This is a genomic window from Cryobacterium sp. Y82, from assembly GCF_002929495.1.
GTDB classification, from domain to species: Bacteria; Actinomycetota; Actinomycetes; order Actinomycetales; family Microbacteriaceae; genus Cryobacterium; species Cryobacterium serini.
Genome location: NZ_PJJJ01000030.1, coordinates 165,716 through 178,413, shown reverse-complemented (window position 1 = coordinate 178,413; position 12,698 = coordinate 165,716). Strand labels below are relative to the sequence as shown.

At 64.3% G+C, this 12,698-nt stretch carries 6 protein-coding genes; 5 read left to right on the top strand and 1 reads right to left on the bottom strand.

Annotation, left to right across the window (positions count from 1 at the left end):
- Positions 1 to 5,082 (bottom strand): peroxidase family protein (locus tag CXY70_RS07895; RefSeq protein WP_233205816.1); only part of this gene is annotated, 5,082 nt, incomplete at its 3' end.
- A 245-nt stretch (positions 5,083 to 5,327) separates the two neighbouring features.
- Here CXY70_RS07895 and CXY70_RS07890 point away from each other — a divergent pair.
- From CXY70_RS07890 to CXY70_RS07870, 5 genes are all read left to right on the top strand, one after another.
- On the top strand, positions 5,328 to 6,056 hold the full coding sequence (locus CXY70_RS07890) for a TetR/AcrR family transcriptional regulator (protein ID WP_104191822.1): 729 nt from the start codon (positions 5,328 to 5,330) through the stop codon (positions 6,054 to 6,056).
- Between the two features lie 71 nt (positions 6,057 to 6,127).
- On the top strand, positions 6,128 to 7,312 hold the full coding sequence (locus CXY70_RS07885) for an acyl-CoA dehydrogenase family protein (protein WP_104191821.1): 1,185 nt from the start codon (positions 6,128 to 6,130) through the stop codon (positions 7,310 to 7,312).
- A 54-nt stretch (positions 7,313 to 7,366) separates the two neighbouring features.
- Complete coding sequence (locus tag CXY70_RS07880; RefSeq protein ID WP_369852212.1) at positions 7,367 to 9,010, top strand: AMP-binding protein; 1,644 nt, start codon at positions 7,367 to 7,369, stop codon at positions 9,008 to 9,010.
- A gap of 132 nt (positions 9,011 to 9,142) precedes the next feature.
- Positions 9,143 to 11,668 carry an excinuclease ABC subunit UvrA gene (locus CXY70_RS07875; RefSeq protein ID WP_104191820.1) on the top strand — a complete coding sequence of 842 codons (2,526 nt, stop codon included), beginning with the start codon at positions 9,143 to 9,145 and terminating at the stop codon, positions 11,666 to 11,668.
- 163 nt (positions 11,669 to 11,831) lie between these two features.
- Positions 11,832 to 12,689 (top strand): MFS transporter, encoded by an 858-nt coding sequence (locus CXY70_RS07870; RefSeq protein ID WP_104191819.1) that lies wholly within the window; start codon positions 11,832 to 11,834, stop codon positions 12,687 to 12,689.
- The last annotated feature ends 9 nt before the right edge of the window (positions 12,690 to 12,698 follow it).

The window sequence follows — 12,698 nt, the reverse complement described above, 5'->3', positions numbered from 1 at the left end:
GATCGCCGCAACATCGAAGGTGTACCCCGTGCCATTGATCAACGACCCGATCACCGCGCTGGTCACATTCGCCACCGTCGTGCTGCCCGTTGGCGTCGTGCCCGCACCGATGAAGGCACGAATCACGTAGCCACTGACAGCGGGGGCGTTGGTCACAGCGCCCGGGGCGGCCCAGTTCGCCGTCACCTGCGCGTTACCGGCGACCGAGGTTCCGATCACTGGCGCTCCAGGCACGACCAGCACCACTGGCGCGGTCGGTGTGACAGTGACCGAACGATCCGAGGCTGCTCCGGTGCCGACCGAGTTGATCGCTGCGACATCGAAGGTGTACCCGGTTCCGTTGGTGAGCGCCGTGATCGTCGCCGTGGAGACGTCGGCGACGTTCGTGGTGCCGTCCGGTGTGGTGCTCGCACCGACGTAGGTGCGAATGCGATAGCCCGTGATCGGGGCCTGGTTGGCCACCGCTGCCGGCGGTGTCCAGTTCACGGTCACCTGCGCATTACCGGCGACCGAAGTTCCGATCGTCGGAGCGCCCGCGACCACCTGCACCACGGGTGCTGACGGCGTCACCGCGGTGGACGATGCCGAGAATGCGCTCGTTCCTTCCGCGTTGGTCGCCGACACCTGGAAGGTGAAGCTGGAGCCGTTGGTCAGCCCGGTGACAACCAGGTTGAATGCGGTTCCAGATGCGGTACGCAATGCGCCCACCTGGGCTCCAGCCGAGTCGAGCACCTTCACCGAGAAGCTGGTGGCGATGCCGGTCGGTGAAGCCACCCAGTCGACGGTCGCCTGACCGTTGCCGGCGACTGCAGTGACGGCGGTCGGGGTTCCCGGTGCCACTGTGTCGCTAAACTGCAGGCGTTCAATATTGCGCAGGGTGTCGGTGCCGTCGGTACCACGGTTGTCGAGCACCGTGGTGGTCGATCCCGCCGAACCGAGCGTGCCGTCGCCACCAGTGGTGGTGACCCGGTAATCGCTGGTCAGACCAGAGAACTGTGCGGAGTCAATACCACCAGTACCGTAGAGGATCTCGCGGACTGCCACGATGTCCCCGGGGTCGACCGTGCCGGCGAAGACAGCTTCTTGCAGGGTCGGTCCGGTGAGTCCACCGGCACCGTCAGAGAGGTACTGGCTCGTCATCGCACTCTGGTTCGTGCCGGTGACGCTGGCACTGCCAATCTCCGTCGCCGGGTCGCTCGGGTTGGTCCGAACGCTTAGACGAAGGTTGAGGTACGCGTCACCGTCGATGATGTCGTCGGCTCCGCGTCCCTCGATCAGGTCACTGCCGCCGCCGCCGAGGAGCACGTTGCCGGCGCCCCAGACATTCGGACCGGTCAGGATCGGGCAATCGCCCTGTGCCGACAGCGCGATAACGGATGCCAGCGTGGTCGTGAATTCCGGAATCAGCGCGTCGAGGCCCGCGATGCGGTCAACTCCAGCCTGGTCCCAGACGTCGCAGCCGATGAAGCCACCACCACCGACGGCGCTGGGAACAACGTCGTCACCGCGGAGGATGTCATTCAGCTTCCAGCCGGAAAGTGCCTCGACTTCGTTGAACTTGTCGCGCACACCGACCTGCAGAATGTTGAGCGGAGGGATTGGAAGGGCCAAATCGGCATCCTGCGCCTGGGGGTCACCGAGACCGATTTCCCAGTCGTAGCCGGAACCGCCGGCGACCTTTTCAATGCCAGGGCCACCGACGCCAATGTCGTCGCCGCCCTCCATGTCATAGTCGTCGTCGCCGCCCTGACCGATCATGAAGTCGTTCCCGGGCTTTTGTGAGTCGTCCAAGAAGAACAGGTTGCTGCTGTCTCCGATCATGAGGTCCGGCTGGTTGCCGCCCTCTTCCCAGTCGTCGCCACCGTCACCGAAGGCCGCGTCGAGGCTTTCACCGAGCATGATGAAGTCGTCACCGGCGCCGCCGAAGGTTTCGTTGGCGTTTGCTCCACCGTTCGTGAAGTCTTTGCCTTCGCCACCCATGATGATGTCGAGTCCGGGCCCGGCATCGATCGCATCGTTGCCAGGACCACCCTTGGGCACATCGTCTCCGGCGAGGTCGGTGATGATGTCGTTGCCTTCACCGCCGAGAGCCACATCGGCACCGCCTCCGCCCTCGATGACGTCGTTACCGAGGCCACCCCAGTAGGTGTCGTTGTCGTTGCCACCATATATCCGGTCAACCTGGCCCGTGCCGTTGTAGACGGCTTGTCCGTTGATGCCGGCAGGGTCGACCGTATTGCGGGCACGGTACTTGATCGTGCCGTCCGGCATGCGGATCAGCAGGGCCGTCTCATTACACTCAGATTGCGGATCGTTCGCGACGCTGTTGCCCGAAGCCGCGAACCCCGCGACGGTTCCCGCCAGGTTCTTCAGCTCGAACTTGCAGTCGGCCGTGGCGAAGGGGTCGGCCTTGAGGGTGTGCGCCGTGGTGTTGCGCATCATGAGTTCGGCGAACGAGTTGCCCTCCAACTGGGTGCGGAGGTTCATGCCGGGCGTGCGGGCGAGGTAGTACAACCGGTCACCGTTTTGCAGGTCGGTCATCTGCTTCTCGAACACGTAGTTGAAGGTTGTGCCGAGCAGGCCGCCGAACGGGGTGGTCATCTCCGCGAGACCGCCGACCCAGAGGTCGACCGCGTCGAGACCGGTGATCGAACGCGTACCCGAGTTGGCCCACACTCCGGTGCTGTTCATGAACTCCATTGCGCCGTCCGGAGACACTTCTCCGGCCAGACTGTCAGGACTCACGATCCGTCGTGCGGCGTCGCGCTTGCCGTCAGGCGTGGTGGCGCTCGTAATGGTGTCGAACTGCCCGTAGGCGGCCACAAAGTTGATCAGCGATTCCGGGTGCTTGAGGTTCTCACCGAAGTCGATCCAGTTCGTGTACGGCCTGAGCGCTGAGTCGTTGGTCTTGTTGAACAGGTCGCGACGGAACACGTTCAACCGCGGCACGCCTTCCGAACGTGCACGGGCCATATTGACCGATGCCAGGTCGAGCGGCAGGCCGAGCAGTTTGTTACGCAGGGTGTCAGTGACGAACTCGTCGAGTTCGTTGCCGACCTGGTCGCTCATGCCCATGATGACGCTGCCCGCTGCCTCTTTAGAGGTCAGCTGCCCCTCTGGTCCACCGTCGGTGTAGGCGGGCGGGTTGAGGAACCCTGCGAGCAACGAGATGTCGTTCTGGCTGCCCAACACGTCGTCACTCGTGCCAAACATGCCGTCAGCGCCAGGCTTGTCCTCGTTGCGACGCGAAATCGTCTCGGTCAGCATGGAGTGACCGAAGCGGTAGACCGCGTGGGCGAACTCCGCCGTGACCGCAGGGTTGAGCTCGGTCTGCGTGAACGCGAATGGTTCGAACGGGTTGATACCGGGCTGCACCTTGCGCGCGAATTCTTCGAACACGAGGTGCTGGTATTCCATTTCGTTCACGAACCGGGCAGCCTGGAACAGACGGTCGCCGTTCCAGCCGCCAGCCCCGCTGGACAGCTTCCACTCGGCCAGAGCGGCAACACCCCTGGCTGAGGTGTCGTTGGTCAGGGTGTTTTCGATGTTGTTGATAAGGCGGTCGTGCTCCGAGTGGAACACCTGATGAATGGCGGTCAGGCCGATGTTCTCGTTGACGCGACCGTCTCCCGCGATGAAGTGTGCATTGAGCATCTCATCGTCGTAGGTTCCGGCTGGCTGGCCGGCGAAATCAGCGGATGCCGTGGTGTTGGCATCCGGGGTCAGTCCGGCCTTCGGCTCCGCGTTGTGCGCGATGTCGGTCAGGAACGGAGTTTTGAAGTAGAGCACGTCGCTTGGTACGGGTACGGGGTTGGCGGTATCACCCTCGACCAGACCGGTCGCGGTGACGTACTGCGGCATTCCGCGCAGCGGTCCGGGGATGAATTTGCCGTAGGCATCCGCTGCGAGCATCGGAACGTTGAGCACATCCTTATCGGCCAGCAGCAGCCCAAGCACGTTCGCGGCCTGGTCCTTGGTGGTGGCCCAGGTGGCCATGCCGCCGGCGGTCGGTCCGGCCGGTCCGCCGAGCAGCTTGCCGGTGGAAACCGGACGCCCACCCTCGGTCACGTACTCGCGCAGGAAGACCTGGTGCGAGGCGTGCGAGCTGTAGGTCTGGCTCTGGTCGACCCAGGGCGAGTCCGTGTTGAGGGCATCCTGCACGTCGTCGGCGCTCTCGTCGTTCGCCGTGGACGGGTTGTCGCCGGTGATGCCGTCGGCGCCGGGCTGGTTCTGGCCACGGGTCAGCACCATGAAGCGCAGGTTCGGGTCGAGATCGTCCCCGTTGCCGAAGACGTGGTCCGGACCGGCGACCAATGGGTCATCCGCTTTCAGGGGAACGAAGACCGTGCCGCCGCCCTTGACCGTCTGGTCGATGCCGTGGTCGAAGAACTGGCCGAACAGGGTGAACAGGGAGTTGTACGGCGGCGACAAGCCGACGTCGGTCGTCACGTTCGGCATGAACAGCGTCTCGTGGCTAGGGATACAGCCCGGTGGCGTGCCGAAGGGCACACCCGGGCTCGGGTCGGTCGTGCATGCCACGACGCCCTCATTGCCCTGGGTGCGCACGGGGTTTCCGGCGGCGGCAATGGCGGCCGGGTTGGTGGAGGTCTGATCGACGATCAGGTTGCTGATGGTACGCGGCTCAGAGTCGAAGACCAGGCCCTTTTTCTGGGCGTAGGAGGTGGGGTTCGGCGGTCCGAAGCCGGAGGGAGTGACGTCCGCTGCGGAAAAGACCGGCTTTGCGAGGCGCGGGAAGACCTGGTCGGCGGCACCGAACTGGCCCTGGCCGGGCTGCAGGTTGTTGCAGGAGCCGTCGACGGTGCGCAGTCCGAGCGAGAGCAGCGGGCTGGCAATCTGGTTGAGGCCGGTTCCGACGAGGGCGCCACACGGTCCGGTGGCCGGGGTGGTGTTGGCCACGTGGGCTTCAGCGATCTTGACCTGCTTGAGGATAAAAGCGAGGTCGCTTGCGGTGACGGAGAAACCCTGGCCGACCGCGGCGACGGCCGCCTGGGCCGGGAGTGCGGCCGTCAGCCCGAGTCCGGCGTAGAGCACCGCGGCCATGCTGGCTGCAATTATGCGCATGGGCTTGCCGAAGACTCTCTCCGGTCTTCCACTGTCCGGTATCGGTGGACTACCTCGCATTCCGGTTATCTTGCGACTGCTGCGAACGATTCCTTGATCTTCGAACCTGCTCATGACGCACCGATCTCCTCAGGGTGAGCGAATGCTGTAAGAGTGAGATGTGGGCCTTATGGAAACCTTATGCATTCAATGGTCGGGCCGCCCATTCATTCCCCCCGTTGATTCCGTGCTAATTTCGCCTCACCATGTCTGATCCATCTGCAGGTTCCGCACGCCGCAATCTTGTCCTGCCGCGCGTCACTCGGCTAGCGGATGCCCACAGCCGCGTCAACGTGGCCGACATCGCTGTTCGCCTGTTTCAAGCCCACGGCTACGAAGCCACGAGCACCACCCAGATCGCCGCCGCCGCGGGAGTGTCCCGCAGCACCTTCTTTCGCCAGTTCCGGTCGAAAGACGACGTGATCTTTGCCGACCACGACGAACTCCTGGAACAGATCGACATGTATTTCGCGCTCGAACACGATGATCCCTGGCTGGCCGTCTGCGACGCGGCCGCACTCGTGTTCGAGCGGTTTCGGGAACGTCTCGAGATCGTGCGGGTGCGCGATCTGGTCGTGCGCCAGACATCCGTTCTGCGTGATCGCGAAACCGTCATGGTGTCACGCTACGAGAAAGTCTTCTCGGCCTACCTGCGGCGTAGCCTGCCGGGTCTCGAGCCGGTCATCGCGATTCAATTCGCGGCGGCCGTCATCGCCACGCACAACTTCGAGCTTCGCCGCATGATTCGCGCCATTGACGGGGCGGGACTCCTCGATCCGGACGGCCTGGCGGCGCAGTTGCACGCTGTGCGCAATCGCTTTGCAGGCGGCCAAGCAGCCGCGGGCGCCAGCGAGCTGCTCGTCGCGGTGTTCCCCGCCTCAGCCCTGCCGCACGATGTCGCGCGGGTGATCGAGAACCGACTTCGGTCAATCTGACACCAAGTGTCAGTTGACGTGAGACTCAGTGTCAGGTAAAACTGTAATCACACCCGCTACCGCGAAAGGCAATGATGCCCGATTACGATGTCTCCGCCCCGCTCGACACCGACTACTACGGCGTTTTCGCCGATGTCCCGGAGACCGATCGGGCGTTCTGGAGCCGGGCACGGACTTTTGCAGTGGAGACCCTCGACGAACTGAGTGAGGCCTGGGACAAAGCGGAGTACCCGCTGCACCTGGCTCGCCGCCTGGGCGAGCTCGACCTGCTCACGGACGGCGTCGAGGGGCCGGGGCTCACCCCGATGTCGCCGCTTGCCGCCGGCCTGGTGAACATGGAGATCTCTCGCGGCGACGGTTCGATGGGAACCGTCGTGGCCGTGCAGGGCGGGCTCGCCCTGCGCAGCATAGCCATGTTCGGAAGCGACGAGCAGAAAGCCACCTGGTTGGTGCCTCTGGCCCGCGCCGAGAAGCTCGGCGCCTTCGCCCTGACCGAACCCGATCACGGCTCGGACTCGGTGGGTCTTGAGACCACCGCCCACCTTGACGGCGACGAGTGGGTCATCAACGGCGAGAAGAAATGGATCGGCAACGGCTCGGTCGGTGACGTGACCGTGGTCTGGGCGCGCGACGACGACGGCAACGTGCGCGGCTTCCTGGTCGACCAGTCCCTGCCGGGCTACCACGGCGAGACGATGCTCGGCAAGGGCTCGCTGCGCGCGGTGCACCAGGCTCGGATCACCCTGACCGACGTGCGAATCCCGTTCGACGCCGTGCTGCCCGGCACCCACACCTTCAAGGACACGGCCGTGATCTTGTTCGCCACCCGGCTCGGTGTGGCCTGGTCGGCACTCGGGCACGCGACCGCGGTGTTCGAAGCCGCCCTCAACTACGCGCAGCAGCGCGTGCAGTTCGGCAAGCCGATCGCCGGTTTTCAGATCGTGCAGGAACGCCTCACTCTCATGCTCTCCGAGCTCACCTCCATGCAGCTGCACTGCATCCGCCTCGCCGAACTCGACGCCGCTGGAACCCTGCGGCCCATTCAGGCCAGCCTCGCCAAGTTTCACAACACCCGCGCGGCCCGCTCTCTCGCCTCGCTCGCCCGCGACATGCTCGGAGGCAACGGAATCCTGCTGGAGAACCACGTCATTCGCCACCTGGCCGATATCGAATCCATTCACACCTACGAAGGCACCGAGAGCATCCAGTCCCTGCTCATCGGTCGCGACCTGACCGGGGTCAGCGCCTTCCACTAGGTTCGACCTGTTTTTTCGCTACAACTATCATCTTTTCGGACAAAGGAGTCCCACGTGATTGAAACGACGAACATACCGCCCGGCTCACCCAACGACTCTCCGCTAACGCCGATGCGGTTTTTGCAGCGCAGCGCGGAGGTATTTCCCCACAAGGATGCGATCGTCTATGGCGCTCGGTGTTACACCTACCGCGAATTCGCGCAGGCGGCGGAGGAGCTGGCCCATGCCATCCGTTCACGCATTACACCGGGTGACCGCGTTATATTCCTCGCGCCTAATATACCCGAGATGCTCATCGCCCACTACGCCGTTCCGCTGGCCGGCGGTGTACTCGTCGCGTTGAATTCCCGGATGGCCGGTCCGGAGGTGCACTACGTCCTCGAGCACTCCGAGGCGACCCTGCTGTTTATCGACGCCGAGCTGGTGAGCGGCGTCGGAGACGCGTTTGCGGCATCCGCTTCGCTCAACGGGATGATCGAAATCGCTGACGGTGAGTTCGGCATCACCGAGAGCGGCCTCGATGTGGGCCAGCAGACTCTCGAGTCTTTTCTGGCCGAAGCCGACAATGACTCCGCTGAGCCACTCGCCTGGGAGGTCACCGACGAACGCGCGGTCATCTCAATCAACTACACCTCGGGCACGACCGGCAAGCCCAAGGGCGTGATGTACTCGCACCGTGGGGCGTACCTCAACTCCTTCGGCGAAGTGTTCCACAACAAGTTCACGAGCGACTCTGTCTATCTGTGGACCCTGCCCATGTTCCACTGCAACGGTTGGTGCACACCGTGGGCGGTAACGGCAGCCGGTGCCACCCACGTCTGCCTGCGTACGGTGCGGGCCGAATCGGTCTGGTCGGCCATCGACACCCTCGGAGTGACTAACCTGTGCGGCGCACCCACGGTCTGCGGCGTCATCGCCAACGCGTCGATGAAGCACGTGCTCGAGACGCCGCTGTCCATCACCACCGCCGGCGCCCCGCCATCGCCGAGTGTGATCGAACAGCTCGACGCGCTCGGAATCACGGTCGTGCACGTCTACGGCCTCACCGAGGTGTACGGTCCGTACACGATCTGCGAATATCAGCGCGAGTGGGACGACCTGCCGGCCGACGAACGCGCCCGCAAGGTCTCCCGGCAGGGTGTCGGCATGGTGCAGGCCGAGTCTGCGCGCATCGTCGACTCGGCCATGGCCGACGTGCCGGCCGACGCCCAAACCATCGGTGAGATCGTGCTCCGCGGCAACAACATCATGCTCGGCTACTTCAAAGACCGCCAAGCCACAGTGGATGCTTTCCGCGGCGGCTGGTTCCACACCGGCGACCTCGGCGTCATGCATCCGGACGGCTACATCGAGATCAAGGATCGTGCGAAGGACATCATCATCTCGGGCGGCGAGAATATCTCGACCATTGAAGTCGAAAACGCGATGCTCACCCACCCGACCGTGCTCGACGTGGCCGTGGTCGGCATGCCGCATCCCAAGTGGGGCGAGCGGCCCAAGGCCTTCGTTGTGCTGCGTCCGGATTCCCTGGTGACCGAGGTCGACCTGCTCACCCACACCCGATACCTGATAGCGGCGTTCAAGGTACCCGACTATGTGACCTTCGTCGACGCCCTGCCGCGCACGGCCACCGGCAAGATCATGAAGGTCGTGCTGCGCGATCTCCAGGAAGAGGTCACTGTGTCGGCGGTGTCGTAGTGCGGTTAGTGAGACTGCGTCAGATGTGCTCCCTCCGCACAAGGTCAGGCACGTCGAGAACCTGACCCGAATTCGATTTTTTCCATACCCGGGCGACGCACCACTGAACGAACTACTGTTGCTTGGATGCTGATGGAAGATACGAATGATCCCGCCCCGGTCACCCTGCCCGGCAATGGTTTTGTGCGCGTGCGCGGCGCCCGCGAAAACAACTTGCGCAATGTAGACGTCGACGTACCGAGGGACGCCATCGTGGCGTTCACCGGGGTCTCCGGCTCCGGCAAGTCCTCGCTCGCCTTCGGTACCATCTTCGCGGAGGCGCAGCGCCGCTTCTTCGAGTCGGTCGCCCCCTACGCGCGGCGCTTGATTCAACAGGGGCACACCCCGCACGTTGACGAGATCACCGGGCTGCCACCGGCCGTCGCCCTGCAGCAACGCCGCGGAACGCCGAGTTCGCGCTCGAGCGTTGGCACAGTCACGACGCTCTCCAACTCGCTGCGTATGATGTATTCTCGTGCCGGCATGTACCCGGCGGATGCGAACGGTCGCCTCGAGTCGGATTCTTTCTCACCCAATACAGCGATGGGAGCCTGCCCGCGCTGCCACGGCCTGGGTATGGCGCACACCGTCAGCGAGGCATCGATGGTACTCGATGCCACACTGAGTATTCGTGATGGCGCAATTACTGCCTGGCCAGGCGCCTGGCAGGGCAAGAACCTGCGCGACATCGTTGCGGTGCTCGGCTATGACATCGACGTGCCCTGGCAAGATCTGTCCCAGGCCGACCGCGATTGGATCCTGTTCACCGAGGAACAGCCCGTTGTCGAGGTAGTCCCACAGCGCGACCGCATCGCCAAGCCCTACCAAGGTCGTTTCTGGAGTGCGAAGAGCTTCGTGTTGCATACCCTCGCCGACAGCAAGAGCCCAAACGTTCGACAGCGGGTATTGCGCTACGTTGACACCGGACCCTGCCCGGACTGTGGCGGCAGCGGGCTGAAGCCCGAAGCCCTGGCCGTCACCGTAGCGGGGCACTCGATAGCCGCACTCAACGCCCTGCCGATGACTGCCCTCGCCGCCATTCTGCGGCCGCTCGTGTCTGGCGATCCCGGTGCATCGGAGGTCGCCATCACCCTGGCCGGCGACCTGCTCCGCCGCATTAACGTACTGCTTGACCTGGGCCTGGGCTATCTGGCCCTCGGCCGGTCGACCCCGACGCTTTCTCCGGGTGAGATGCAGCGGCTGCGTATCGCCACGCAGTTGCGCTCCGGCCTGTTCGGCGTCATCTACGTACTCGACGAGCCATCGGCCGGTCTGCACCCGGCCGATGCCGAGCCGCTGCTCGATGTGCTCGAGCAGCTCAAACGGTCGGGCAACTCGGTTTTCGTGGTGGAACACAATATGGATGTCGTCGGTCACGCCGACTGGGTCGTCGACGTTGGGCCACGGGCCGGTGAAGGCGGCGGCGACGTGCTCTACAGCGGGCCGACCGCCGGACTGGCCGAGGTGGAGACTTCCGTGACGCGGCGGTACCTGTTTGCGGACCACCGCAAGCCGGTGGTCCGGGGGGAGTTGCGGCATCCGCTGGGGTGGCTGGAACTGACCAATATCACCCGGCATAATCTGCGCGGGCTTGACGCGCAGATTCCGCTCGGGGTGTTCACCGCGGTCACCGGCGTCTCCGGGTCAGGCAAGTCGACCCTGGTCAGCCACGTGCTCGCCGAGGCCGTTGGGTTGTATTTGCACCCGGATCCCGATGACGCGCCGGTGCTCGACCTCGGCGACCCCGATGCCGCTGGAGAAGCCGCAGCAGAAGCGGCTGCTGATGCGGCATCCGGTGAGCGGATTTCCATCGCGCAGGTTACCGGGCTGGAGAGCATCGACCGTTTGGTGCAGGTCGATCAGAAGCCGATCGGGCGCACACCGCGGTCAAACCTCGCCACCTACACCGGGCTGTTCGATGCCGTTCGGGCAACCTTTGCCGCCACGGACGAAGCGCGTCAGCGCGGTTTCAACGCCGGACGGTTTTCCTTTAACGTCGCTGGCGGTCGCTGTGAGACCTGCCTCGGTGAGGGCTTCGTGGCCGTGGGGCTGTTATTTCTGCCGGGCAGCTACGCCCCCTGCCCCACCTGCGGCGGGTCGCGTTACAACCTTGAAACCCTCCAGGTTACGTACCGTGGCAAGAACGTCGCCGAGGTGCTCGGCCTCACAGTGGATGCCGCGCTGCTCTTTCTCGCCGATGTTGCCGTCGCCGCGCGCAGCCTTGAGACCCTGCGCGAAGTGGGCCTGGGCTACCTGCGTCTTGGCCAACCGGCCACCGAGCTTTCCGGCGGGGAGGCGCAGCGCATCAAGCTGGCGACCGAACTGCAGCGCGCCAGGCGTGGCCACACGCTCTACCTGCTCGACGAGCCGACAACCGGGCTGCACCCGGCCGACGTGGAGCTGCTCATGCAGCAGCTCGGGCGCCTGGTCGACGCGGGCAACACCGTCGTCGTGGTCGAACACGAGATGGACGTGGTCGCCGCCGCCGACTGGGTGATCGACCTCGGCCCCTCCGGTGGTGACCAGGGTGGCCGCATCATCTCCGCCGGCACTCCGGCAACGGTAGCGGCCCATCCCACGAGCCGAACCGCCCCCTACCTGGCCCGCCGCCTCGCCTGAAATCCCAGCTCATAGAGCCGCAATTTTGATCTGACGGAATAATACACACCCTGCAAAACGCTGGACCTGAAGGTGCACAGCGAGCCAGCCCGGGGTACTCACGAGGCGGGCTCCCCCCTCGTTCTCGCACGTCAACTTTTTCGGACGACCGTCAGGACCAGTTATGAACGTGACGACGCCGCGCACGGTTCCCCTCGACGTTCTCTCCGTCATTCTCTCGGCCTTCGGCTTTGGCGGGTTCGTCTACGGTCTCAGCAACCTCGGCGCGGCTGCCACTGTCGGTTGGCTATCGCTCGGAATCGGCGTGTTCGCACTCATCCTGTTCGTGTTACGTCAGCTGCAGTTGCAGCGCGCCAATCGGGCCCTCCTCGATCTGCGCGTGTTCACTTCGCGCACGTTCACCGTCTCGATCTCGATGCTCAGCATCAGCATGATCGCCCTGTTCGGCACCATCATTCTGCTGCCGCTCTACGTGCAGAACGTGCTCGGCATGACCGCACTCTCCACCGGGCTGTTGCTGCTTCCTGGAAGGCTGACCATGGGCCTGCTCGCGCCGTTCGTCGGCCGCATCTATAACCGCCACGGCCCGACCATTCTGCTCGTTCCCGGGTCGATCATTGTCAGCGCCGCGTTCTGGACCATGACCTTGATGGGGCAGACCACCGAACCGTGGATGCTCATGGTAGCCCACATCGGCATGAGCATCGGCCTCTCAATGCTGTTCACGCCGCTGTTCACGTCGGGCCTCGGCTCACTCCCGCCGAACCTGTATTCCCACGGCAGCGCCGTTGTCGGCACCATCCAACAGCTGGCCGGCGCCATCGGCACCGCACTGTTCATCGCCGTGATGACCTCCCAGTCGGCCACTCTCATGACGCAGGGTGTCTCCGAGGGCTTGGCGATGGCATCCGGTATTCACGATGCGTTCCTGTGCGGCGCGATCATCTTGCTGTTCGCAATTCCAGCGGCGTTCCTCGTGCGCCGCGCACCGCTCGGTACGCCAGCGCCCATCGGGCACTAGCTGGTGCGG